Raw genomic sequence first — 23,091 nt, forward strand, 5'->3', positions numbered from 1 at the left:
ATCTCCTTGCGGGTCCGCTTGCGCTTGCCCATGCCTTCGGCATCACCGAACGTCAGCTGCATCGATCGTCACCCTCATCGCGTTGCGCTATTGTCGCCCACGTCGGGGGAGTTGTTCAGAGTTTCCCTAGGCACTAGGGTCGGCCCCAGTTGTCGGCCCTGGCTGACTTGTCCAGTATCGCTTCCATCGCGCTGCAGTCCCTGCTTTACGACCGGGACCCCTACGGAGACGACATGGTTCGTTTACCCCGCCGCCCCACCGCTCGCAGACCCGCGACGCAGGGATTGTCGATGGCAGGTTTCCCCGCGGCGCAGGTTGCGGTGGACCAGCCGGCAGTTCCTTCCGTGGAAGAAGATGGCGCAGCTGCACGGATCAGGGCGAACGTCCTTGCCACCTTCGAGAGTGCACTGCGGGAACAGCCGGGGCTGGAGGGTGAGGAACTCGAATCGCTGATCGACACCTATCGAAAGGCGATCGAGGAGACCCCGCTTGAAGCCACATTCAGGCCCTACGACCCGGACGATCTCGCGCAGACCCTGAATGGTCTGGTTGCCGTGGGTGCCATCGACGAGGACGACCGCAACGGCCTGGCGCGCCAGTTCGAGGCCATGCTGGAGCCGCTGCAGGACAGGGAAGTGCAGGTCGCGATCGAATTCGCCGAACGCTGCGAGCGCGATAGCGAAGAACAGGCCCTCGCATGGTTGGAGGCACAGCGTGCCGCCGCACTCGAATCCAAGAGAGCCACCCAGGCGGGCCTCGTCGGCCAGACGCTGGAGCCGAAACAGGCATCCGTCCGCCGCAGCCATCGCTCGAGGGCGCCGCCGGCCTGAGGTGATTTGCAGGTTCCGCGCATCCACTCTGGACCACAGCGCGGCCCCATCACCCGGTCCGTTTCGATTTGCCCAAAACATCAGACACGAGGAATTACCCATGGCCAATATCTCCGTCAGCGATTTCAACAACGCCGCCTTCCTGCAGGGTGTCGATAGCGCCAACAAGAACACCTCCGGCAAGACCCAAGGTGGCAAGAGCTGGCTCGGCGCCCTTGTCGAGGGTCAGATGAAGGCGCTTGACGCCAAGGCCGGCGAGATGAAGAGCCTGTCCGAGAAGGTGAGCAGCTCCAATCCGAGCACCATGGCCAAGTTCCAGGTGGCGTCGCAGGAGTTCTCGCTGCTCATGAACACGGTCACCACCGTGATCAAGACGATCGGCGAGGCCCAGTCCAACGCCGCACGCAAGCAGTAAGCATCAATCGCGGATCGCGGATCGGCGCCACGCGTCGATTCGCGATTCCGCAGATCGGAAAAGGCCCGGCATCTCCGCCGGGCCTCTTCTGTTCTGCGACTCCGGGACCCCGGGTGCCATGGATGGCCAATCCGGGGCCGGGCGCATCGAACTGGGACGGCTGCCCACGATCAGCGCATTCGAGCGACCAGCCAGGCGCCAACCGCGGACGCCAATCCCAGCGCCACCAGCAGGCCTGTCGAGACAGGCTCACGCACGCCCCGGCTGACCAGGGCAATGCCTTCGCCCCACGGCAGCAGCGCGACCAGCAGGATGCCGAAGCTGGAGAACGCGACGATGGTGAGTACCCAGTACAGCCACTGATAGGCGAGTTCCGCCTTCTGGATTTCGGCGAGTTCGCGACGTGCGGCCTCGGAGCCCGCTCCGACCGCGGCGAGCAGGGCGCCGAGGCGGTCGCGCCGGTCGCGGCGCCCGTCGCCGGATGATGCGACGGTATGGCCATGGGCCACCGTGGCGCCCGTTGGCTGGGTGACGCCGCGTTCGGCGCCTGCGAGCAGTGGATTGCCACGCACGTCGGCGGGGGACTGCGACGGTGGTACCACGGCGGGCATCGTCGGCATCGCGGGGACCGGTGGCGCCGTGGCCAGGGCAACGGTGGCACCGGCAGCCGCTGCGGTACCGCCGGGCGCCTGCGCGAGCATGGCGCTCGACGGCATCGCCCCTGCGCGTTCCGCGACCAGTGCTGCATCCGCGCGCAACACGCCGGGAAGCGCGGGTTCACCACGGACCGCGACGTGGGCCGGGTTTGCGCCCGCAAGGTGCGCCGCCTGCGCCTGCGCGGCCAGGGCGGTCGGCGAGGCGTTCGATGCGTTGGACGTATTCGCCGTGTTGGTGGCGAATGCGCTCCCGGCCGGCGTTCCTGGCTGGGCCATGGGTCCCGTGGGCGTCATTGTGGCCGGCACTGCGGCCGCTACGGGCGCGCCCCGGGGAAGCATATTTGCCGTCGCCGTCGCCGTCGGCGTTCCGGGTGCACTCTGGAGCGCCGCCGGCGCGGCCTGGCCCCCTGTCGGGGCACCTGCTGCCGTCCCTGCCATGGCTGGCCCGGCACCGGTCGGCGCCATAGCCCCGGGCGGTACACCACCGGGCGTCGCCTGCCGCGGAAGTGCGGTGGAGACGGATGGGTCCGCCAGCGGACGGGCGGCTGCGGCACCGGCGGCGGTGGTGATGGCGGTGACCACCGCAGCGAGGGGTGTTGTGGGGCCGGCACCGCCGGCAGTCGCCATCATCGATGGCATGGCTGCCGCTGGCGTCGTGGTGGTGGACACCCCCGCCGCCGTCGCTGGCATTCCTGCTGCGGGGTTTCCGAGCCCCTGCCCACGCGCGAACGCAGCCTGGGCAAGGCCCGGCGGCGCCGGCGGCGCCACCGGCGCCGATGCCGGCAGCGAAGGTTGCAGGCCGTTTCCACGCACCGTCTCCGCCACATGCGAGCGGGCGCCCTGTGTCCATGCATCCGCGCGCCCCTCCCCCAGCCCCATGCTGCGGGCCAGCGGGCTGGTCAGGCTGTGCAGTACGCCGATCAACGAACGCCCGCCGCCGGGACCGGCGAAAGGCGAGGGGGGAGCGAGATTGGAAAGGGGACCGACCATGGGCCTTTGCGCGGTTGCCGGGTGCCGGCTCCCCCATCGCCGGTTGCCTGCACGCTAGCCTGCACGCGTCGGCTGCGCACCCCCGGGAAAACCCCAGGGTGCGCGCACGTGTACGCGGATACGACGCTCGTGCGGCGTCGTGCTACTGCGCCAGCCGCAGCGCCTCGCGCTTCAGCACGCGGCGCTGTTCGCGCGGCTGCTCCCAGCCGTTGTTGAACAGCGCCGGCTCCCAGCCACCGTAGGTGGGATTGGGCAGCATCCACCAGCGCTCGCCGAACCAGTCGCCGTATTCCTCCAGCAGGCCGTTGCGTGCCTCGTCGGTATTGGCGATGACCTGCACGAAATCGCCGAGCTGGTCGCCGAACTGCATGATCACCCGGTAATCGCGGCCAGCCAGTCGGCGCCGGCAGAGCTTTTCGCTGCCGTGCTGTTCGCAGCCGTCGACATGGGTGCCGAGGCCGAGGAACACGCTGTCGTCCTTCACCGGCAGGCCCACGGCGCGCAGGTTGGCGAGCGTGGCCTCGTTGAGATGCTGGGCGCGATTGGACAGGTAGAGGATGGTCACGCCCTTGTCGCTGGCGGCGCGTGCGAAATCGACGACCCCGGGCACCGGCTCCGCCTTCTTCTCCGCCACCCAGGCGGCCCACGTCGCCTCGTCGTACTCGGCGCCATCGCGCACCAGGCGTGCCTGGTAGGGCGAGTTGTCGAGCACGGTCTCGTCGATGTCCATGATCACCGCCGGCGGCAGCTCCGCCCACGCGTCGGGGTTGTCGCGCTCGTCCGGCACCAGCGCGTCCCAGTTCTTCTCGGCGATCGCCGCGTCGAGGTGGTCGGCCGCGGCGCGGAACAGCGACAGCGCCGTGGCCCGGTATTCGACGGAGCGCTGCACCCACAGCACCGCGTTGAGGTTGTCGTCGGCGTCGGTCGCGGCCGGACGCGTGGCCTGCTGGGTGGGAGTGGCCTGCGGCACCTGCGCAGTGGTGGTCTCGGGTGCCGGCCGGCAGGCCGTCAGGCCCACCGCGAGCAGGGACAGGGTCAGCAGCAGGGGACGCATCGCGATCTCCGCGGATCTTGCAGGGCGTGCGAGTTTAGCCGAGGCGCATGACAGCCCGCCGCGCGCGCTCGCGCCTGCGGTGAGGCGGCACATCACCGCAGCCCCGGCAACGGCGGCGCCGGCTCAGGCGTCGAGCAATGCCCTGATCGCGGCGAATCCCGCCCCCGCGCGTTCGCGCTTGTGCTCGGCATCGGCCACCGGGTCGGCGCCGTCGCGTTGCAGTTCGTCGGGCGGCAGTTCGTCGAGGAAGCGACTGGGCTTGAGCTTCATCCGGCTGCCCCACTTGGTCGCCTCGCGGGCATGCGACAGCCACAAGCGCTCCTTGGCGCGGGTGATGCCGACGTACAGCAGGCGCCGCTCCTCGTCGATGCGCCCCTCGTCGATGCTGGCCTCGTGCGGCAGCACGCCGTCCTCCACGCCGACGATGAACACGTAGCGGAACTCGAGGCCCTTGGCCGCGTGCATGCTCATCAGCCGCACCTGGTTGCCGGGATCGTCGCGATCGGCATGGGTGAGCAGCGCCAGCTGCGCGGCGAGGTCACCGGGGCCTGCCCCACGCGCGCCGCCCTCGAACCAGCCGGCAAGCTCCTCGAGGTTGCCACGGCGCATCGCGAACTGCTGTTCGGTCCTGCACTGCGCGCGCACCGCGGCAAGCATCCCCGACCGCTCGACCAGGTTGCGCACGAGTTCCGCCGGCGGCAGCCGGTTCGCATCCTGGCGTAGGCCGCGCAGGATGTCGGCGAAGGTGCCGAGGGAGTTCGCCGCGCGTGGCGGCAGCTGCTTCAGCAGCCCGATCGATTCGATCGCCCGCGACATCGGCATCTGCGCCTGCTGCGCGAGTTCCGACAGCCGCGCCAGCGTGGTCGCGCCCACTTCGCGCTTGGGCGACTGCACCGCACGCAGGAAGGCGCTGTCGTCCTCCGGGTTGGCGACCAGCCGCAGCCACGACAGCGCATCCTTGACCTCGGCGCGCTCCAGGAACGCGGTGCCGCCGGACAGGTGATACGGCACGCGCATCAGCTGCAGCGCCTTTTCCAGTGCGCGCGACTGGAAATTGCTGCGGAACAGGATGCAGCACTCGTTCCACTGCATGCCGCCCGAGGCATGCAGGAACTGCAGCTCGGCGGCCACGCGCTCGGCCTCGTGGGCGTGGTCGCGGCATTCCCAGATGCGGATGCGCTCGCCATCGGCCTGCGCGCTCCACAGCGTCTTCAGATGCTCGTGCGGGTTGTTGGCGATCAAGGCGTTGGCCGCGCGCAGCACCCGGTTGGAACAGCGGTAGTTCTGCTCGAGCTTGATGATCTCGAGGCTCGGGTAATCGGTGCCGAGCGAGGTCAGGTTCTCGGGGTTCGCGCCGCGCCAGGCGTAGATCGACTGGTCGTCGTCACCCACGCAGGTGAAGTTGCCCTTGGGCCCGGCGATCGCCTTGAGCAGGCGGTACTGGGCATCGTTGGTGTCCTGGCATTCGTCGACCAGCAGGTAGCCGATACGTTCGCGCCAGCCCAGCCGCAGGTCCTCGTGGGCTTCCAGCAACTGCACCGGCAGGCGGATCAGATCGTCGAAGTCGACCGCGTTGAAGCTCGTCAGTCGCGCCTGGTAGCGGCTGTAGAGCTCGGCCGCCTCGAGCTCGCGGGTGCTGCGTGCGAGCGCAGCGGCTTCCTCCGGCGACAGGCCGGCGTTCTTGGCCCGCGACACCAGACCCTGCAGCGCCTGGATCGCGTCGGGTTTCATGCCGCTGCACAGGTCCTTGAATTGCGCCGCGCAGTCGTCGGCATCGAACACCGAGAAGCCGCGGCGCAGGCCGGCGCGTTCGTGTTCGATCTGCAGCAGCTTCAGGCCCAGCGCGTGGAAGGTGGAGATGGTCAGGCCTTCGGCCGCGTCGCCGCGGATGCGCTTGGCGACGCGTTCGCGCATCTCCTTGGCCGACTTGTTGGTGAAGGTGATCGCGGCGATGCGACGCGCGGGGTAATGCCCGGCGGCGATCAGGTGGGCGATCTTCTCGACGATCACGCGGGTCTTGCCGCTGCCGGCGCCGGCGAGCACCAGCAGCGGCCCTTCGCAGTGGAGCACCGCGGCACGCTGGGGGGGATTGAGACCTTGCATCGGCAATCGGCAACGGCGGGCCGGCCATTGTCGCCGAAGCGGCCTGGTGCGCTGCACGTTGCAGCTGCCGGCGACGTGGTGTAAGGAAAGCAATCCACAGGGAGGGTGGGCGATGAACAGGCTGTCGTATGGACTGCTGGCGGGTGCGATCGGGCTGGCGATGGCGGGCGGAACCCCGGTCCTGCCGGCACGCGCAGCGGATTCGCCCTCCTGGAATGACCGGACTCCCGATTACTGGAACGCGCATCCCGACCAGAAGCACCGGATGCTCGGGATTGCCGCGTTGCAGGAAGGGCGCGCGGAGGAAGCACGCGGGCATTTCGAGCGCGCCGCGCGCCATGCCGACAAGGCATCGCAGGCGCTGATGGCGCAGTTGCTCTGGGAAGGCCGCGGCGTGCCCAGGGACCGCGCGCTGGCCTATGCGTGGATGGATCTCGCCGCCGAGCGTGGCGATCCGCGGCTGGCGGCGCAGCGCGAGGTCTACTGGGCGGAGCTTGACGGGGCCTCGCGAGAGCGCGCGGTCGAGGAAGGCAAGGCAGTCTATGACCAGTACGCGGACGATGTCGCCCAGCCACGCCTGGAACGCGAGCGCCGACGCTGGACGATGGTGGCCGCCGGCAGCCGCCTTGGATCACCGGGCGCGGCGCGCGTTTGCACCGAACAGGCCATGCCGCGCGGCAAGGGTGCGATCACCGGGCTCGGGATGTGCGGGTCCGGGGCCGACTCGGCCGTGCATTACGCGGACGCGAAACTGAGTCCTGCCGAGTACTGGCGCCAGCGCGACCTCGAGGCCGCACGCCTGTTCGGCGCGGACCTCGGCCAGGTCGACGCGCCGCGTCGTTGACCCCACAGCGCGGGACCGCGGCATGAACAGCGCGGCTCGGTGTTGCGCAACGACAGTTCCAGACAGGAAACACAGGCATGCGACAGGACGTTGCCCTCATCATCGCCGCGTTCGCGGCGTTCACCGTTGCCGGCGCGGAGTGCAGCGCCCAGGAGGCCGCCCAGGGCGTTGCGGCGGCGATGACCGTCGATACCGGGTCGGGGCGCTTCATCCCCGAGCTCGATCCCTCGGTGGTCACCTCGGGGATGCTGGAAGCCCACCCCGACCTTGCCGGCCGGCAGCGGGGCATGGACGCGCTGCTGGATGGCCGCGCGGAGGACGCTTTGCGGCACTTCCGCCGTGGCGCGTACTACGGCGACAAGCCGTCTCAGGCCATGCTCGGCGAACGGCACTGGTCGGGCAGGGGCGCCCCCGCGGACCGCGTGGACGGCTATCTGTGGATGTTCCTCGCCGCCGAGCGCGGTTATCACCAGTTCCAGGTCTGGGCGCAGCTCTACTGGGAGCAGCTCGACGCCGCGGAACGCGCGCGCGTGGCCGAACGCGGCCCGGCGCTGCGCGCGGAATACGGCGATGCAGCCACCGGCCCACGTCTGGCCACCGTGCTGCGTCGCGAGCGCCGACGCGGCACCGGCAGCATGCTCGATGCGTCCGGCCAGGGGGCGACGATCACCGCCTACGACGGTACCCGCCCCATCGCGATCGATGGCCGCAGGTTCTACGCCAAGGAGAACGTCGACCCGACGGCCTATCGGGAGGTGCAGGACCGGGTGTGGACGGCCCCGGTGCGTGGCCGGGTCGACGTCGGCGAAGCGGAAAAGGTGGGCAAGCCGAAGGAGCCGACGCCGTAGAATCCACGGCATGGCCAAGCTGTACTTCTACTACTCGGCGATGAATGCCGGGAAGACCACGACCCTGCTGCAGTCCGCGCACAACTATCGCGAACGCGGGATGCGCGTGCTGATCCTGACGCCGGCGCTGGACGATCGCGCCGGGCGCGGCCGGGTCGCCTCGCGGATCGGGTTGGAGTCGCCTGCCGAGGCGTTCACCACCGAGGACGACCTGCTGGCCCGGGTGGAACGCGACGTGGCCGACCACAACGGGCGGCTGCACTGCGTGCTGGTGGACGAGGCGCAGTTCCTGCGCAAGCCGCAGGTGTGGCAGCTCACCGAAGTGGTCGACCGGCTGCGCATCCCGGTGCTGTGCTACGGCCTGCGCACCGACTTCCGTGGCGAGCTGTTCGAGGGCAGCCAGTACCTGCTGGCCTGGGCGGACGAGATGCACGAGATCAAGACCATCTGCCATAGCGGCTCCAAGGCCACGATGACCGTGCGCGTGGACGACAGCGGGCACGCGGTGCAGGCGGGGCCGCAGGTGGAGATCGGCGGCAACGAGCGCTACCTGTCGGTGAGCCGCGCGGAGTTCAAGCGCATCGCCCGCGGCGAGGGTGGCGTGGAGCCGGCGCAGGCGTCGCTGCCGTTGCAGTAGGCGATTGCCCGGACCGGCGGACCGTGAGGCGAGCGCCGGCCACCTTTCCGTCGCGGGCTTCGACGACGCCCGTGGCCGCTCACCCCGGCACGATTGCAGGTACGTCAGCGGCCGGCCGTGCGTACTCCGGCGTGCGTGGCGTCTTCGATCGGTCGGTCGCATGCGGCCAGCAGTGCGGTGGCCTGGCGGCGCACGCTGCCGCCTTCGGGAAAGGCGGCGCGCAGTTCGCCCGTGATCCGGGTGGCGTCGAGCCGGCCGCGGCCGCTGTCGTTGCCGGCGCAGCGCAGCGCGGCGGCATCGGCAGCCGCCAGCCAGGCGGCCTTGCGGGCTTCGAGGTCCGCCGATGCCGCGGTGGCCAGCGGATCCAGGCGGCGCAGGAGCCGCGTGGGGTCGCCTGCGGATTCGGCCAGTGCAAGCGCGTGCCGGGCACGACGGGCCTGCGGGTGCGCGGTCCCGTAGCCGGTGCCGGTCAGGCGGGCGGCGTCGCGCAGCGCGGCGAGCGCCGCGTCGCCGCGACCAAGGCGCAGCAGCAGCTCACCGCGCAGCCGCCGGGCCACGCCCACCTGCGGATGCTCGCGGCCCAGCAGCTGCACGCGCAGGGCCAGCGCCTGGTCGAGCGGACGCAGCGCACCCTGCGCATCACCCACGTCCGCACGTACCAGCGCGAGGTTGAACAGCGCGTCGGCCAGCGCATGGCCGGGGCCGCGCGCGGCCAGCATCGCGGTGGCGGCGCGCAGGTCGCGCAATGCCGAATCGGTGTCGCCCCGTTCCCAGGCCACGATTGCCAGACTGTTGAGGTTGCGCGCGACGTCGGCGTGGTCCGGCCCCAGGCGTGCGAGCAGCCAGGCATGCGCTTCGCGGAACTCGGTCTCGGCCTCGGTCAGCCGGCCCTGGTCGACATGCAGCGCGGCCAGCAGGCGGCGTGCGTCGATGGTGTCGGGATGGTGGCTGCCATGCAGCGCCTGGGCGAGCGCGAGCGCTTCGCGGCAGTGGCGTTCGGCCTGGGTCACGTGGCCGCCGTCGCGTTCCACGGCGCACAGCGCGCGCAGCATGTCGACGGCGAGCGGGTGGCGTCCGCCGACACCGCGGCGCAGTTCCTCCAGCGCCGCCTGGTAGCCGCGTCGTGCCGCCGCGGTCTGCCCGCGTGCGGCATGCAGCGATGCGAGGTCGGCGAGGTTCTCGGAAACGCCGGGCCCGTTGGCGACCCGTGCGCGGCGCAATGCCAGCGCGTGGCGGAACAGGGTTTCCGCCGCGGCCATCTCGCCGGTCTGGCGGCGGCAGCGGCCGAGCTGGGCGTAGTACTCGGCTGCCTGCGCCGGCAGCCGCCCTTCCGCGGCATGCGCGACATTGCGTGCCGGGTCCATCCGCGCCACGCAGTCCGCGGGCCGGCCGAGCAGGCGCAATGCACGGCCACGGTCGGCGCTCGCTTCCAGGCGCAGGCTGGCCGGCACGTCGCCGGCGCCGTCGATCAGCGTCGCCTGCCGGTCGAGCAGATCGAGTGCGCGCGCGTAATCGCCCAGGCCCAGCCGCAGGCGCGCCAGCACTCCCAGCAGTTCGGCGTGCAGGCCCGGCTGGCCGGCAAGCTCCACCGCGCCGCGGGCCTGGCCGGCATCGAGCAGTTCGCGCACGTCCAGCGGGCGCGAAGCCCTCGCGCTGCCGGCATGTTCGAACAGGCCCACCACCAGTGCCTGCATGGCCCGTGCACGGTCCGCTTCGCGCTGCGCCTGCGCGCGCTGCCAGCCGAGGATCGCCAGTGCCAGCGCCAGCACCACGGTGATGGCCGCGGTGGTGGCAAGTGGCCAGCGATGCCTGCGCACGTACTTGCCTGCCCGGTACAGCAGCCCCTGCGGCCGTGCCAGCACCGGCCGGCCCTCCAGATAACGCTGCAGGTCCAGCGCGAACGCCTCCACCGATGGATAGCGCTGCTCCGGGCGCTTGGCCAGCGCCTTGAGCACGATGTTGTCGAGGTCGCCGGCACTGCGCCGCGCGCGCCGTCGCAACGTCGGGGCATCCGCCGACGAAGCTTCATCCGCGCGCCGCTGCAGCACCACGGAAGGGCGCGGCGGGTCCACCCCGAGGATCGCTTCCTCCCACTGCGCGTCGCTGGGGCGCTTGAGCGCATACGGCTTGGCGCCGGCCACCAGCTCGTAGAGCACCATGCCCAGCGAATACACGTCGGTCATCGTGGTGACCGGCTCGCCGCGGATCTGCTCGGGCGCGGCGTAGTGCAGGGTGAAGGCGCGCAGCCCGGTGCGCGTGCGTTCCAGCGCCGGCTCCGGTGCATCGAGCAGCTTGGCGATGCCGAAGTCCAGCAGCCGCACCTCGTCGAGCGGAGTGACCAGGATGTTGGACGGCTTGAGGTCGCGGTGCACGACCAGGTTGGCGTGCGCGTGGCTGACCGCATCGCAGACCTGCAGGAACAGGTGCAGGCATGCCTCGATGCCGGCCTCACGGCGCGTGCACCAGTCGGTGATGGGTTCGCCGTCGACGTAATCCAGCGCCAGGTACGGTTGCTGGTCGGCACTGATGCCGGCGTCGAGCAGGCGCGCGATATGCGCATGCTCGAGCCGGGCGAGGATCTGCCGTTCGCGGGTGAAGCGCAGGCGCAGGCCGGGATCGGCGAGCCCCGGGCGCAGCAGCTTCAGGGCGACCCGGCGCTGGTAGAGCCCATCGTCGCGGCGCGCCAGCCAGACCTGGCCCATGCCGCCCTCGCCCAGCAGGTGCTCGAGCCGATAGGGGCCGACCGCGAGGCCGGGTCGCGCGCCGGGCAGCGGCGCGACAAGCGGCGTGTCGAGCGGGCTTTCGGTGTGCTCGAGGGCGAGCAGTCGCTCGAGCTCGGCGGCCAGTGGCGGATCGTCCACACGGATCCGCGCCAGCACCGTGCTGCGCGCCGGGATCTCCAGATCGAGCAGCGCATCGAGCTGCGTGGAGACCTGCTGCCAGCGCGCGGCGTCCATGGAAGCTATGCGGTCGCGCGCGGCGCGACGATCGCTCCCCCTCTCCCGCCAGGGGGAGAGGGCAAGGGTGGTTGGGGGCCGCGCACCCTGCCCACTCCGCCGCGTCCGGGACCAGGCAGCGGTCGCGCGCGGCGGCCATCCACTTCCGCTCCAGCGTCTGCGCAGGAGGCTCGACCGGCGGGCCGCCGCCGGCCAGGGTCAGCTCGCCGTTCCATCCTGCAGCGCTGCCAGCAGGTACATCCGCGCCTTCTGCCAGTCGCGGCGCACGCTGCGCTCGGAGCGCTCCAGCAGCGCTGCGATCTCGAGTTCCGACAGGCCCGCGAAATAGCGCAGTTCGACCACCCGTGCGAGTCGTTCGTCGACGCGGCCCAGCGCGGTCAGCGCGGCATCCAGTGCCAGCGTGTCCTCGTCCAGGCGCACGCCGCCGGCGAGGTCCTCGGGCAGGTCGGTGACGCGGTGCAGGTCGCCGCCACGCTTGCGGGCCAACCGTTGGCGCGCGTAATCGACCACCACGCTGCGCATCGCCGAGGCCGCATAGGCGAAGAAATGCGCGCGGTCGTCGAAGCGTGCGGCCTGGCCGCCGATGAGTTTGAGATAGGCCTCGTGCACCAGCGCGGTGGCATCGAGCGTCTGGCCGTGCTGGCCGGCAAGCTGGCGCCGCGCCATCGCGTGCAGCTCCTGGTAGAGCGTCGCCAGCACCTGGTCCATCGCGGCCCGATCACCGCCGCGCGCGGCATCCAGCCAGAGGGTGATTTCCGCCGTGCCCGACATTGCCATCCCCGAATGCCGCCCGCGCCGACTATAGCGCGCACCGGCGCGGCAGGTGCGCCGCTCAGCGCTGGCAGGCCGGGCACCACACGCTGGCGCGCTGCCCGATCAGCGCCTGCCGCAACGCGCGTCCGCAGCGGCGGCAGGGCGCACCGCCGCGGCCGTAGGCGTTGAGCTCCTGCTCGAAGTAGCCGGGGGCGCCATCGGGGCTGATGAAGTCGCGCAGCGTGGTGCCGCCGCGTTCGATGGCATGCCCGAGCACCGCCTTCACCGCATCCGCCAGCAGAACGTAGCGATCGCGCGACACCTTGCCGGCCGCGCGCAGCGGCGACACCCCGGCCATGAACAGCGCTTCGGCGGCATAGATGTTGCCCACGCCCACCACCACCGCCTGGTCCATCAGGAACGCCTTGACCGGCGCCTTGCGGCCGCGCGAGAGGCGGTACAGATGCCCGCCGTCGAACGCATCCGACAGCGGTTCCGGGCCCAGCCCGGCCAGCAGCGGGTGCACGTCGCCTGCCGGTTGCCACAGCAGGCAGCCGAACCGGCGCGGGTCGTTGAAGCGCAGCACGCGGCCGTCGTCGAGGCCGATGTCGACATGGTCGTGGGCACGCAGCGGGGTGTCGGCCGGCAGCACCCGCAGGCTGCCTGACATGCCAAGGTGCAGCAGCGCGCTGCCGGGCGCGGTATCCAGCAGCAGGTACTTGGCACGGCGACGCACGTCCTCCACGCGCTGGCCGGCGAGCCACTGCGGCAGCTCGGGCGGGATCGGCCAGCGCAGGTCGGCGCGGCGCAGGGTGACCGCGGCGATGGTGCGTCCGGCCACGTGCGGCAGCAGGCCGCGACGCGTGGTTTCGACTTCGGGCAGTTCGGGCATGGGCAGGGCTGGCAGGATTCACCCACAGATGGGAGCGCCGGTCGCCTGCGGCAAGGCCTGCACGACGGTGTACCGGCCGCAACGTACGCGCGCGCAGGGATGGCATCGGCCCCGGACCCGGCCCAAGATGGCCCGGTCCCTCCGATCCGGTGCATGCCCGTGCTCGACTTCCTCGCCGGTGGCCTCGTCCAGGCCGGCTTCTGGCCGCTGCTGGCGGTGTTCCTGGTCACCACCCAGCTCACCATCTTCTCGGTCACCCTGTACCTGCACCGCAGCCAGGCACATCGGGGCGTGGACTTCCACCCGGCGGTGGCGCACGTGTTCCGCGCCTGGACCTGGCTGTCGACCGGGATGGTGACCCGCGAATGGGTGGCCATCCACCGCAAGCACCACGCCAAGTGCGAGACCGAGGAGGATCCGCACAGCCCGATGCACAAGGGCATCGGCACGGTGTTCTGGCGCGGCGTGGAGCTGTACCGCGAGGCGAGCGCGCTGCGCGGCGATATCGAGCAGTACGGCCGCGGCTGCCCCGACGACTGGATCGAGCGCCACGTCTATGCCGCGCATTCGGCGCTGGGTCCGACCGTGCTGCTGCTGGTGCTGTTCGTGCTGTTCGGTTTCGCCGGCGTGGCGCTGTGGGCACTGCAGATGGCGTGGATCCCGTTCTGGGCGGCCGGCGTGGTCAATGGCCTGGGCCACTGGTGGGGCTACCGCAACTTCGAGACCACCGACACCGCCACCAACCTCAGTCCGTGGGGCGTGTGGATCGGCGGCGAGGAGCTGCACAACAACCACCACGCCTTCCCGAGCTCGGCGAAGTTCGCGCTGCGCCGGTTTGAAGTCGACATCGGCTGGGTGGTGATCCGCGCGCTGCAGGCCGTCGGGCTGGCGCGGGTGCTGCGGGTGGCGCCCGCGCTCGACATACGGCCCAACATCCACGTGCCCGATGCCGACACCGTGCGCGCGCTGCTGGCGCACCGCTTCCAGGCGATGACCGACTACCACCGCAACGTGATCAGGCCGGCGCTGCGCGAGGAGGCCCGCGCCGCCGGTGCGCGCATGCGCGCGCTGTTGCCGCGTCGCCTGCGCAGGGCGCTGGTCGACGACGGACGCTGGCTGCAGCCGGAAGCGCGCGCGCAGCTGCAGCAGTGGGTCGACCAGCGGCCGCGTATCCGCACGCTGGTGGAATACCGGGCGAAGCTTGCCGCCGTGCTGGAGGCGCGCAGCCACGACGCCGGCGAACGCCTGCGACAGCTGCAGGCCTGGTGCCAGGACGCCGAGGCCTCCGGCATCCACACCCTGCAGGCGTATTCCGCGCGCCTGAAGGGTTACACCCTGCAGCCGGCGCGTGGCTGAGGTGCAGGTGCGGCGTCGATCGGGCCTGGCCACGAGCGCGCATGTGTGCGCTGGCCTGTTGCTGGCGGCGATGGGCATGGCGAACGGGCAGGTCACCGCCACCGGTGACTATCTGTCGCGGATGGACGGCGATGGCGACGGCCGGGTGTCGCTGGCCGAATACCAGGCGTGGATGCTGTATGCGTTCGAGCGCATGGATGCCAACGGCGATGGCCGGCTCGAGCCATCGGAACAGCCCGGCGGCCGCGCGCCGCTGCTGACCCGCGAGGCCTACCTCGCGCGGCTGGCGGAACGCTTCAACCGCCAGGACACCAACCGCGACGGCTACCTCGACGCACGCGAACTGGCCGCGCCGCCGCAGTAGCCGGCGGCACGCATTCCTACATGCGTTCCCAGCTCAGCAGGAACAGATGGTCGGCATGCCCGCGCAGGGCGGCGGGCCGCTGCACGCGACCGACAAAGGTGTAGCGCTCGCCCACGGCCGGCAGCCCGGCAGGCATCAGCGGCACGGTGCGCGGTTCAAGGTAGACGATGGCGTCGTAGCCGTCATCCGACTTCACGTGCACCGCGCGCTTGCCCTGCCCCACGATGGCGCCATTGGCGAGGATCTCCTCCGCCACGCCAACCACGCCCACCGGGGTGTCGAGGGTCTGCACGGTGCCCTCGAAGCGCACCAGCTGGCGGAAGATCGGGTCGTCCGACGCCCGGTACTCCCCGCCCTGTTCCAGCCGTTGCCGGGAATAGCCCTCGGACGCGGCGCGGAACCCGGCCAGTCCGCGGTGGCGGATGTTCCAGTCGAGTCCGGCGGTCTGGCGCATCAGCAGCTCGGGCATCATGAACAGGTTCTGCGTCCAGCCGCGGCACCCGCCCGGCTGCTGGCAGATCGGTCAGGCCTGCTCGATCCAGCCCTGCAGCCGGCTGGCACCCTCGAAGCCTTCCATCGCCAGGGCCACGCCGGGGCCCATCGCCACGCCGGCGTCGTTCTGCTCCGGAGCGACCACCAGCACCGCGCCATTGCCGACATCCAGCTTGCCGATGCGCATCTGCCGCAGCATCGCCCAGGCGAAATCCTCCGCCGACAGGCCCTGCAGGTCGCGCACCAGCAGCAGCGCGATCTCCACGCCATGGTCGCGTGCGTGCTCGAACAGCTGCTGTTCCAGGCGCACGCGTTCGTCGGCACCGAGCAGCCCGCTTTCGTCGACGACGAAGCGGCCCCCCTGCTTGGCCGGCAGGTTGCCGGGATCGGCGCTGGGCAGCCGCTCCGGCACGCCCGGCTGCGCGACCGTCGGGGTGTCGGCCGGTGCGGGCGCAGTGGGGCCGCCCGGCTGCGTTGCCGGCAGGGTGGTCGCGGTGGCCAGCGTCTCGCAGTCGGCGCGGCCCTGCTGGCGGCAGGCATCCATCCAGCCTTCGCGGATCGCCGCCATGCGGCGGTCGCGGCCCGGGTGGGTGGCGCTGTCGTCCGGACCGACCAGGGTCTCGATCGCGCGGGACGCTTCCAGCAGCGGTGCACCCATGCGGTAGAGGATGAAGCCGGAGAACTTGTCGGCTTCCAGTTCGATCGGCGGCTGGCTGCCGGTGCCGGTGATGGTGTGGCCGGACAGGTGGTGGCCGATCTCGTGCGCCATGATGCTCATCGGCGCCCAGGTGGTGCTGTTGGTGGCGCGGCCGACGGCGTCGATGAAGCGCGGATTGAAGGCGATCACCCGCTGCGGAACCTTGCGGTCGTCGAGCAGGATCGTCGCCACCGCGTTCGGCACCTGCGCCTCGCCGACCACGAAGTTCGGCGGCAGGCCGGTGAAGCGCATGATGTGGTCGACCATCTGCGCGCAGTCCTGCGGCGCACGGCTGCCGAGCACATCGCTTCCGACCTGCACCGGCGCGCCCGACCACCGCGCAAGCCCCGGTGGTTGCGGTAGGCGCGACGCCGGCTCCGGATGCGTCGCTCAGCGCGGCGGCGGACGGCTCCCGTGCAGCGATGGCGCCCGGCCCCCGCGCAACGCCAGCCAGCACAGCGCGACGGTGGTGGCATCACCCAGCGCGCTGTGGCGGGCAAGCACCGGCACGCCGAGTGCATCGGCGATGGTCCGGAAGGCAAGATCCGCGGGCGCCCCGGGGTGTGCCCGCAGCGCGCGGGTGGCGAAGGCATCGGCCAGCTCCACCCGTGGATTGGGCAGCGGGAAACCGGTGAGCGCGCGCACGTGAGGGGCGAGCATCGCGAGGTCGAAGCGCAGGTGATAGCCCAGCAGCCTGCGGCTGCCCAGCCACTGCAGGAGTTCGCGCACCGCGGGGGTCACGGACATTCCGGTACCGGCCTCGCCCGGGGTGATCCGGTGGTGGCGGATCGATTCGATGTCGAAGTCGCGATCGGGGCGGATGCGGCGTTCGAACCGTTCCGACAGCCACACCCGCCCGTCGCGCACCGGCACCGCGGCGAGGCTGAGGATATGGTCCCGTGCGTGGTCGAGCCCGGTGGTCTCGAGGTCGAGGCTCACCCATTCGTCGTCGGGCGGGCGCTGCAGCAGCCCCGCCCACGGTCCGTCGCCATGCCGACGCCGCAGCCACCAGCGATGCAGCGGATCCATCGCCGCTAGTCCTGCAGGTGGAATGCGCGGCGCACGTGGTCGCGGAACTCCTTGACCACATGCAGGGCGTCACGCAGCAGTTCGCGGTCGAGCCTGCGCAGGCCGCCGGTGTCGACGTGGTTGTCGGGTATCCGGCCATGGTCGAGGGTGGCCAGCTGCGCCTCCAGGCGCATGCGCTGGAACACGTTGAGCACCTGCGGCAGGTCGCGTCCGAGACCGTGCGGCAGGTGGCCCGCGGCGACCAGCGCTTCGCAGCGCTCGATGCTGCCGGTGGCGCGGATGCCATGGCGCAGCGCCAGGCAGCGCAGCCCGTGCACGACCGGGAAGATGCCGCCCTTCTTGAGGTCGATGCCCTGTGCGTCGCCGCGCACGCGGCCGAAGAAGGTCAGCGGCGTGTCGAAGCGCAGCGTCGCGCCGGCGAGGTGGTGCATCAGGATCCCGTCGCTGCCGAGCGCCATCAGCGCATCCTTCACCGGGGCGAACAGCGTGGCATTGCCGGCCACAGGCCTCGCATCGAGCGCGATCGACAGGTCGAGTGCGGTCCCGCCGCCATGGTCGTGGCGCCAGTGGGCGATGCGCGTGCGCCACTGCGACGCGGTCAGCCGCCAGTGCGGGTTGTCCACCATCACCCGGCCCGGGCAGGGCGGGTAGCCGGCCTGTGCGAGCGCCTGGCTGAAGCGCGACATCGCCGCGGCCAGTTCCGGCCAGTCGAGATCGTCGGCCACCACCAGCGCGTTGTCCTGGTCGGTCCTGAGCAGCTGCTCGCGCCGCCCTTCGCTGCCCATCACCAGCAGGCACACGCGCTCGCGCAGCTGCGGCGGGACGACGAGCTCGAAGATCTGCGCCATGACGCGGCCGTTGAGCGCGCTGACCAGCTGCATCAGGTCGGGCATCCGCACGCCCTGGCGCGACAGCCCGCGGATCAGCGCGGTCATGCCGCCGGCGGCACGGGTGATCTCGTCGAGCGTGCGCGCCCGCGCCAGCCGCAGGCCGATGAGATGCGAGTGGCTGGCGAAGTGCGACAGCACCTCGGCGATTCCCAGCGTGCCGCCGATGCCCTCGCCACGCCGCACCACCACGCGCTCGACCCGGTGCTCGGTCATCGCCGCCATCGCCTGGAACAGCGCGTCGCCGGGATCCACGCACAGCAGCGGGCGATTGGCCAGCGGCCCGACCGGTGCCTCCAGCGGCAGGCGCTCGAGCGCCAGCGCCTCGAGCAGGTCGGTGCGGGTGACGATGCCCGGGCCGTCATGCGCCGGGTCGTCCACCAGCAGGCAGTCGACGCCGCGCTCGCGCAGGTGCCGGGTGGCCTCGGCCACCGACAGCGTCGAGGCCACGCGCTCGGCGGGCGCCAGGTCGACATCGCCCACGCGGGTGGCCAGTTCGGGCGTCCAGCGCCGCCCGGCCGAGAACGCCAGCTGGCCCTTGGTCGCCAGGCCCTCATTGAACCAGGCGGCGAAACGCGGGTTGTCGTCGACCAGCCGGCGGAACACCTCGGCGGGAATCAGGAAGGCCAGGCATTCGCCATCGGTACGATAGGTCAGCCGCGCACGCCCGGCCATCACCGCCCAGGCACCGAAGACATCGCCGGGGCCGTAATCGGCGAAGTGCGTTTCACCACCGCCGGCCTGCGGCTGGTAGGCGTGCACGCGCCCCTTCAGCAGCACATAGGCATGCGGCGAGGCGCGGCCGGCCTCGATCAGGGTGGTGCCGTCGCCATGGAAACCGAGGTCGACGCCTGCCTGCAGGCGCGCGCGCCCGGCGTCGTCGAGCAGGTCGAACGGTGGCTGGTCGAGGTCGAGGCCGGGCACCGGATCCATCGGGCTATCCGCGCGGTCCCGGGCACGCACAGACGCAGGCGGCGCCGTGGCCGCTGCTCATCGCGCGCATGCCGTACGCAACACGCGGTCATCGGCCTCCAGCTGGATCCAGCGCGCATTGGGCAGGGTGCCGTCGGCGGCGAATTCCACGCCGTCGAGCAGGTCGGCGCGCCGGTGTGCATTGCAGTCGTAGACCACGCCGAACTGCCGCGTCGGCTCCCAGCGCCCGGCGAGGAGTACGCGCGTCAGCACCTGGCCCGGCGCGTGGGCATGGCGGCGATCGAAGCGGCGATCGACGGCGATCAGGCGGTTGGTCAGCGGCACCACATAGGTCCACGGGCGGTACCAGGAACGCGCCTGGTGGGTGGAGGCGATCTCCACACCGTCCGGGAACGTCGAGGCGGTGCGCTCGAACCACGAGTACTCCAGCCAGATCGCCATCAGCAGCATGCCGGCGCCGGCCGCGGCCGGCACGATCCACGGTGGGAGCCGCCTGCGCAGCGCGATGTTGAGCGTGAGCGCGATGCCGGCCAGGCCGAAGCCGGCGGCGATGATGGCGATGAACTCCAGCAGCATGGACGCTCCCCGTGCGTTGGCGGTTGGAATGAAGCCCGATTGTAGTCAGCGGCCAACGCTGGCCACGGGCTGTGGAAGAAGAGCGGCCCGCCTCCGTCGCCGGAAGCGGGCCGCGGTGTCACCACCCCATGCGGATCAGTGGTGGCCGGTGGCCGCGCCCGCGCCACGCGGGACGCGGATGTCCTCGACCAGGTGCTGGATATGCTCCGGCACCGGTGCAGTGACCTTCATCGTGATGTAGGCAGCGAGGAAGTTGATCACCGCGCCCACCGCGCCGAAGCCCAGCGGCGAGATGCCGAACAGCCAGTTCTCCGGGGTATCGGCGAGCATGTTGGTGCCCGGGATGAAGAACCAGCCCTTGTAGGTGAACAGGTACACGCTGGTGGAGATCAGGCCCGCGAGCATGCCCACCACCGCGCCGGCGGAGTTCATGCGGGTGGAGAAGATGCCCATCATGATCGCCGGGAACAGCGAGCTTGCCGCCAGCCCGAATGCGAACGCCACCGTCTGCGCCGCGAATCCCGGTGGATTCATGCCCAGCCAGGTCGCCACCACGATCGCGAACGCCATCGAGACGCGCGCGGCCAGCAGTTCCCCCTTGTCGCTGATATCGGGTTTGAACGTGCGTTTGATCAGGTCGTGGCTGACCGCCGACGAGATCGCAAGCAACAGACCTGCGGCAGTGGAGAGCGCCGCGGCCAGGCCACCGGCCGCGATCAGCGCGATCACCCAGCCGGGCAGGCCGGCGATCTCCGGGTTGGCCAGCACCAGGATGTCCTGGTTGAAGGTGACCATCTCGTTGCCCTGCCAGCCGCGCTCGGCGGCCACCGTGGCGAACTCCGGGCTGGCCTCGTTGTAGGACTGGATCATGCCGTCGCCGTTCTTGTCCTCGAACGCCAGCAGGCCGGTCTGTTCCCAGGTCCGCATCCAGTCCGGGCGCGCCTCGTAGCTCAGCGATTCCGCGGCGCGGGTGCCTTCCGGATAGATCGTGGTCAGGATGTTCAGCCGTGCCATCGCGCCCACCGCCGGTGCCACCGTGTAGAGCAGGGCGATGAACACCAGGGCCCAGCCAGCCGACCTGCGCGCGTCGGAGACCTTGGGCACGGTGAAGAAGCGGATGATCACGTGCGGCAGGCCCGCGGTGCCGACCATCAGCGACAGCGTGAACAGCGTCATGTTCAAGGTCGAATCGTGCAGCCCGGTGTAGTCGTTGAAGCCGAGGTCCACCAGGATCTGGTCGAGACGTGCCAGCAGCGGCATCCCGGATTCGGTATGGGTGGAGAACAGCCCGAGCTGCGGGACCGGGTTGCCGGTGAGCTGCAACGAAATGAAGATCGCCGGGATGGTGTAGGCGATGATCAGCACGACGTACTGCGCGACCTGGGTATAGGTGATGCCCTTCATGCCGCCCAGCACCGCGTAGACGAACACCACCGCCGATGCGATCAGCAGGCCGGTATTGGTGTCGACCTCGAGGAAGCGCGAGAACGCCACGCCCGCGCCGGTCATCTGCCCGATCACGTAGGTGATCGAGATCATCAGCAGCGACGCCACCGCCACCAGTCGCGCGGTGCGGCTGTAGTAGCGATCGCCGATGAAGTCGGGCACGGTGAAGCGGCCGAACTTGCGCAGGTACGGCGCCAGCAGCATCGCCAGCAGCACGTAGCCGCCGGTCCAGCCCATGAGATACGCCGAGTTGCCGTAGCCGACGAAGGCGATCAGGCCGGCCATCGAGATGAATGACGCCGCCGACATCCAGTCCGCGGCGGTCGCCATGCCGTTCATCACCGGGTTGACGCTGCGCCCGGCGGCGTAGAACTCCGACGTCGAGGCCGCGCGCGCCCAGATCGCAATCGCGATATAGACCAGGAACGAGCCGCCGACGAAGATGAGGTTGAGAGTGAACTGATCCATGGCGGCCCCTTATTGCTCGTCCACGTCGTACTCGCGATCGAGCCGGTTCATGTACCAGGTGTAGTAGAAGATCAGCACGATGAAGGTCAGGATCGACCCCTGCTGGGCGAACCAGAAACCCAGGTCGGTGCCGCCGATGCGGATGCCCGCCAGCAGCGGGCGCAGGATGATGCCGAAGCCGTAGGACACCAGCGCCCAGATCGACATGCAGATCCAGATGATCTTCAGATTGGCCTTCCAGTAACTGGCGGCGGTCTTGTCGAGTGTCATGTGGCGTCCCCCTGTTGCAGGTGTGGCCGTTGCCGGCCGGGCTGTGGATGCCGCCACCGGTGCGGTGGCGGGGTGCAGGTTGATTGCATCCTCTGGTTCTCCGTGACCTGGAAGGGCGGCGCGTGCCGGGGCACGCGCATGCGGATCAGAACGTGTAGCGCGCCATCGTGTGCAGGCGGATCAGTTCGCCATCGACGCCGGATTCCAGCGTGCGCTCGCCCCAGATCGCCTCGACGCCGAGGTCGAGCTTCGGATACGGCGTCCAGATCAGGTTGGCGTGCCAGGACTGCACCTTGCGGGTGACGCCCAGGCCGGTCCACGCGGTCTCGTTGTCCCACTGCGAACGTGCGTGGTAGAGGTTGCCGCGCACGCGTCCGTTGAACACGTGGCGCAGGCCCACGTACCCCGCCCAGCCACCGAGCGCATCGATATCGCCATTGGCATCGAGCATCGCGTCCTGCTGGATCGTCGCCAGGCCGATGTAGCGGCCGATGCCGTCGCCGCCGGTGAGCTGGTAGCGCAGGTCGGTGGTGTCGCCCATCTTCACCAGGCCGCTCAACGTGGCGCCGTAGCCGGTATCGGTGCTGTCGGCGCCGGCGACGGGTTCGTACTTCAGCTGGCGGGCCATGCCGGCCACGCTGAAGTGGCCCCAGTCGGCCTTGTGGGTGTAACGGGCGATGACGTCGGGCATCGCGCTGTTGTCGCCGCCGATTGCGCGCGCGCCGCCGCCGAACGGTTGCACCGTCGTTTCCGGGCTTTCCAGAGACACCGTCCACGGGCCACTGGTGTAGCGCAGCTGCGGCTGGCGCACGAACACCACAGCATCGGTGGGGCCGACGAAGTCGACCGCATCGATGAGCGCGGCGGTATCCATGAAGTTCGACCAGGTCTGGCCGGCCAGCCAGTTGTTCCAGGTCACGTAAGCGTGGCGCAGGGTGGCGCCGTAGGTGTTGGTGGCGGCGGTGTTGCCGAGCGAGCCACCGAAGAAGTCCAGTTCCAGGCGCGCGCCCAGCCTGTCGCCGGAGTCGAGCGTGGTGCTTGCATCCAGCCACAGCCGCGAGAATTTCATGTGCGCGTCGGAGTAGGTCTCCGGGCCGTCGCCACCCACCGGGATCGCGCCGGGCACGTAGAAGTCGCGTCCCGCGGTGCCCTTGGCGATGTCGCCGTCGGTGGTTTTCGTGGCCATCGCGTCCATGCGGATCATCCCGCCCACGGTGAACGTGGTGCCCGGGTTGGCCTGCGGGGTGATGGTGGTGGCCTGGATCGGCTGCGTACCCGCCGGCGTGGCCGGGCGTGCCGGTTGCGCCGCCTGCGCGGTGCGCACTTCCTGCACCTGGGTTGCGGTCTGCTGCTGCTGCGACAGCAGCGCCTGTACCTGCGATTCGAGCTGGGCGATGCGTGCCTCCAGCTCGCGTTCCTTGGCGGTCTGCGCCGATGCCATGCCGGGTGCGGCCAGCGCGGCGACCATGGCGACGGCCAGCAGGCGCGGTCGCAACTTGCGGTGGACTGGTTTCATGTTCCCTCCCCGATGCGGATCCGGATCTGCACGCGGACCGGTCGCAGCGAGCCTGCATGCCACCCCCCGGCGCGCCAA

21 protein-coding genes are annotated in these 23,091 nt (G+C 70.6%); 7 read left to right on the plus strand and 14 right to left on the minus strand.

Annotated elements, in window-relative coordinates:
* The first annotated feature begins 290 nt into the window (after positions 1-290).
* Together LDO11_RS10115 and LDO11_RS10120 are read left to right on the plus strand one after the other, a co-directional pair.
* Positions 291-830 carry a hypothetical protein gene (locus LDO11_RS10115; protein ID WP_232141437.1) on the plus strand — a complete coding sequence of 180 codons (540 nt, stop codon included), beginning with the start codon at positions 291-293 and terminating at the stop codon, positions 828-830.
* 100 nt (positions 831-930) lie between these two features.
* A complete protein-coding gene (locus LDO11_RS10120) occupies positions 931-1,245 on the plus strand; it encodes an EscF/YscF/HrpA family type III secretion system needle major subunit (protein ID WP_232141438.1) in 315 nt (104 codons plus the stop codon).
* Positions 1,246-1,415: 170 nt separating this feature from the next.
* Here LDO11_RS10120 and LDO11_RS10125 read toward each other — a convergent pair whose 3' ends face one another.
* From LDO11_RS10125 to LDO11_RS10135, 3 genes are all read right to left on the minus strand, one after another.
* Entirely contained in the window at positions 1,416-2,177 is a 762-nt protein-coding gene (locus tag LDO11_RS10125; RefSeq protein WP_232141439.1) for a hypothetical protein, read from the minus strand.
* 856 nt (positions 2,178-3,033) lie between these two features.
* Positions 3,034-3,945, minus strand: a complete 912-nt coding sequence (locus LDO11_RS10130; protein ID WP_232141440.1) for a 5'-nucleotidase, lipoprotein e(P4) family — start codon at positions 3,943-3,945, stop codon at positions 3,034-3,036.
* A gap of 123 nt (positions 3,946-4,068) precedes the next feature.
* A complete protein-coding gene (locus LDO11_RS10135) occupies positions 4,069-6,048 on the minus strand; it encodes a UvrD-helicase domain-containing protein (protein ID WP_232141441.1) in 1,980 nt (659 codons plus the stop codon).
* Between the two features lie 112 nt (positions 6,049-6,160).
* Here LDO11_RS10135 and LDO11_RS10140 point away from each other — a divergent pair, with 112 nt between their 5' ends.
* The 3 genes from LDO11_RS10140 (at position 6,161) to LDO11_RS10150 (ending at position 8,377) form a co-directional block, all read left to right on the plus strand.
* Complete coding sequence (locus tag LDO11_RS10140; RefSeq protein WP_232141442.1) at positions 6,161-6,892, plus strand: SEL1-like repeat protein; 732 nt, start codon at positions 6,161-6,163, stop codon at positions 6,890-6,892.
* 77 nt (positions 6,893-6,969) lie between these two features.
* Entirely contained in the window at positions 6,970-7,740 is a 771-nt protein-coding gene (locus tag LDO11_RS10145) for an SEL1-like repeat protein (protein ID WP_232141443.1), read from the plus strand.
* Between the two features lie 10 nt (positions 7,741-7,750).
* Entirely contained in the window at positions 7,751-8,377 is a 627-nt protein-coding gene (locus LDO11_RS10150) for a thymidine kinase (protein ID WP_129137005.1), read from the plus strand.
* Between the two features lie 104 nt (positions 8,378-8,481).
* Here the strand turns inward: LDO11_RS10150 and LDO11_RS10155 are convergent, their stop codons facing one another.
* The 3 genes from LDO11_RS10155 to mutM all read right to left on the minus strand — a co-directional run bounded on the left by LDO11_RS10155 (position 8,482) and on the right by mutM (position 12,979).
* Positions 8,482-11,334, minus strand: a complete 2,853-nt coding sequence (locus LDO11_RS10155) for a serine/threonine-protein kinase (protein WP_232141444.1) — start codon at positions 11,332-11,334, stop codon at positions 8,482-8,484.
* A 198-nt stretch (positions 11,335-11,532) separates the two neighbouring features.
* Positions 11,533-12,105 carry an ECF-type sigma factor gene (locus tag LDO11_RS10160; RefSeq protein ID WP_232141445.1) on the minus strand — a complete coding sequence of 191 codons (573 nt, stop codon included), beginning with the start codon at positions 12,103-12,105 and terminating at the stop codon, positions 11,533-11,535.
* Positions 12,106-12,166: 61 nt separating this feature from the next.
* A complete protein-coding gene (gene mutM / locus LDO11_RS10165; protein ID WP_232141446.1) occupies positions 12,167-12,979 on the minus strand; it encodes a bifunctional DNA-formamidopyrimidine glycosylase/DNA-(apurinic or apyrimidinic site) lyase in 813 nt (270 codons plus the stop codon).
* 153 nt (positions 12,980-13,132) lie between these two features.
* On the opposite strand from mutM, the gene LDO11_RS10170 reads away from it, so the two are divergent.
* Positions 13,133-14,335, plus strand: coding sequence for a DesA family fatty acid desaturase (locus tag LDO11_RS10170; RefSeq protein WP_232141447.1), 1,203 nt, complete (start codon positions 13,133-13,135; stop codon positions 14,333-14,335).
* A gap of 70 nt (positions 14,336-14,405) precedes the next feature.
* Positions 14,406-14,699 (plus strand): EF-hand domain-containing protein, encoded by a 294-nt coding sequence (locus LDO11_RS10175; RefSeq protein WP_232141563.1) that lies wholly within the window; start codon positions 14,406-14,408, stop codon positions 14,697-14,699.
* Between the two features lie 16 nt (positions 14,700-14,715).
* Here LDO11_RS10175 and LDO11_RS10180 read toward each other — a convergent pair whose 3' ends face one another.
* The 8 genes from LDO11_RS10180 to LDO11_RS10215 all read right to left on the minus strand — a co-directional run bounded on the left by LDO11_RS10180 (position 14,716) and on the right by LDO11_RS10215 (position 23,013).
* A complete protein-coding gene (locus tag LDO11_RS10180) occupies positions 14,716-15,171 on the minus strand; it encodes a hypothetical protein (protein ID WP_232141448.1) in 456 nt (151 codons plus the stop codon).
* A 51-nt stretch (positions 15,172-15,222) separates the two neighbouring features.
* Entirely contained in the window at positions 15,223-16,155 is a 933-nt protein-coding gene (locus LDO11_RS10185; protein ID WP_232141449.1) for a TPM domain-containing protein, read from the minus strand.
* Positions 16,156-16,278: 123 nt separating this feature from the next.
* Positions 16,279-16,917, minus strand: coding sequence for a 3'-5' exonuclease (locus tag LDO11_RS10190; protein WP_232141450.1), 639 nt, complete (start codon positions 16,915-16,917; stop codon positions 16,279-16,281).
* Positions 16,918-16,922: 5 nt separating this feature from the next.
* Positions 16,923-18,737: a DUF294 nucleotidyltransferase-like domain-containing protein gene (locus tag LDO11_RS10195; protein WP_232141451.1), complete on the minus strand. Its 1,815-nt coding sequence runs from the start codon at positions 18,735-18,737 to the stop codon at positions 16,923-16,925.
* Positions 18,738-18,794: 57 nt separating this feature from the next.
* Positions 18,795-19,313 (minus strand): hypothetical protein, encoded by a 519-nt coding sequence (locus tag LDO11_RS10200; RefSeq protein ID WP_232141452.1) that lies wholly within the window; start codon positions 19,311-19,313, stop codon positions 18,795-18,797.
* Positions 19,314-19,448: 135 nt separating this feature from the next.
* Complete coding sequence (locus LDO11_RS10205) at positions 19,449-21,227, minus strand: sodium:solute symporter family protein (RefSeq protein ID WP_232141453.1); 1,779 nt, start codon at positions 21,225-21,227, stop codon at positions 19,449-19,451.
* Positions 21,228-21,236: 9 nt separating this feature from the next.
* Positions 21,237-21,497, minus strand: coding sequence for a DUF4212 domain-containing protein (locus LDO11_RS10210; RefSeq protein ID WP_232141454.1), 261 nt, complete (start codon positions 21,495-21,497; stop codon positions 21,237-21,239).
* A 145-nt stretch (positions 21,498-21,642) separates the two neighbouring features.
* Positions 21,643-23,013 (minus strand): DcaP family trimeric outer membrane transporter, encoded by a 1,371-nt coding sequence (locus tag LDO11_RS10215; protein ID WP_232141455.1) that lies wholly within the window; start codon positions 23,011-23,013, stop codon positions 21,643-21,645.
* Between the last annotated feature and the right edge of the window lie 78 nt (positions 23,014-23,091).

The sequence above is a fragment of the Alterluteimonas muca genome (genome assembly GCF_021191595.1).
Lineage (GTDB): Bacteria > Pseudomonadota > Gammaproteobacteria > Xanthomonadales > Xanthomonadaceae > Luteimonas > Luteimonas muca.

Excerpts from the sequence above, each read along its gene's own strand:
- LDO11_RS10125 (WP_232141439.1), bottom strand. The coding sequence starts at position 2,177 with ATGGCCCAGCCAGGAACGCCGGCCGGGAGCGCATTCGCCACCAACACG.
- LDO11_RS10160 (WP_232141445.1), bottom strand. The coding sequence starts at position 12,105 with ATGTCGGGCACGGCGGAAATCACCCTCTGGCTGGATGCCGCGCGCGGC.
- LDO11_RS10180 (WP_232141448.1), bottom strand. The coding sequence starts at position 15,171 with ATGATGCCCGAGCTGCTGATGCGCCAGACCGCCGGACTCGACTGGAAC.
- LDO11_RS10120 (WP_232141438.1), top strand. The coding sequence starts at position 931 with ATGGCCAATATCTCCGTCAGCGATTTCAACAACGCCGCCTTCCTGCAG.
- LDO11_RS10210 (WP_232141454.1), bottom strand. The coding sequence starts at position 21,497 with ATGACACTCGACAAGACCGCCGCCAGTTACTGGAAGGCCAATCTGAAG.
- LDO11_RS10140 (WP_232141442.1), top strand. The coding sequence starts at position 6,161 with ATGAACAGGCTGTCGTATGGACTGCTGGCGGGTGCGATCGGGCTGGCG.
- LDO11_RS10145 (WP_232141443.1), top strand. The coding sequence starts at position 6,970 with ATGCGACAGGACGTTGCCCTCATCATCGCCGCGTTCGCGGCGTTCACC.
- LDO11_RS10130 (WP_232141440.1), bottom strand. The coding sequence starts at position 3,945 with ATGCGTCCCCTGCTGCTGACCCTGTCCCTGCTCGCGGTGGGCCTGACG.
- LDO11_RS10200 (WP_232141452.1), bottom strand. The coding sequence starts at position 19,313 with ATGCTGCTGGAGTTCATCGCCATCATCGCCGCCGGCTTCGGCCTGGCC.
- LDO11_RS10135 (WP_232141441.1), bottom strand. The coding sequence starts at position 6,048 with ATGCAAGGTCTCAATCCCCCCCAGCGTGCCGCGGTGCTCCACTGCGAA.
- LDO11_RS10155 (WP_232141444.1), bottom strand. The coding sequence starts at position 11,334 with ATGGACGCCGCGCGCTGGCAGCAGGTCTCCACGCAGCTCGATGCGCTG.
- LDO11_RS10205 (WP_232141453.1), bottom strand. The coding sequence starts at position 21,227 with ATGGATCAGTTCACTCTCAACCTCATCTTCGTCGGCGGCTCGTTCCTG.
- LDO11_RS10115 (WP_232141437.1), top strand. The coding sequence starts at position 291 with ATGGCAGGTTTCCCCGCGGCGCAGGTTGCGGTGGACCAGCCGGCAGTT.
- LDO11_RS10175 (WP_232141563.1), top strand. The coding sequence starts at position 14,406 with ATGGGCATGGCGAACGGGCAGGTCACCGCCACCGGTGACTATCTGTCG.
- LDO11_RS10170 (WP_232141447.1), top strand. The coding sequence starts at position 13,133 with ATGCCCGTGCTCGACTTCCTCGCCGGTGGCCTCGTCCAGGCCGGCTTC.
- LDO11_RS10150 (WP_129137005.1), top strand. The coding sequence starts at position 7,751 with ATGGCCAAGCTGTACTTCTACTACTCGGCGATGAATGCCGGGAAGACC.
- LDO11_RS10215 (WP_232141455.1), bottom strand. The coding sequence starts at position 23,013 with ATGAAACCAGTCCACCGCAAGTTGCGACCGCGCCTGCTGGCCGTCGCC.
- LDO11_RS10195 (WP_232141451.1), bottom strand. The coding sequence starts at position 18,737 with ATGGATCCGGTGCCCGGCCTCGACCTCGACCAGCCACCGTTCGACCTG.
- LDO11_RS10190 (WP_232141450.1), bottom strand. The coding sequence starts at position 16,917 with ATGGATCCGCTGCATCGCTGGTGGCTGCGGCGTCGGCATGGCGACGGA.
- LDO11_RS10185 (WP_232141449.1), bottom strand. The coding sequence starts at position 16,155 with ATGGTCGACCACATCATGCGCTTCACCGGCCTGCCGCCGAACTTCGTG.
- mutM (WP_232141446.1), bottom strand. The coding sequence starts at position 12,979 with ATGCCCGAACTGCCCGAAGTCGAAACCACGCGTCGCGGCCTGCTGCCG.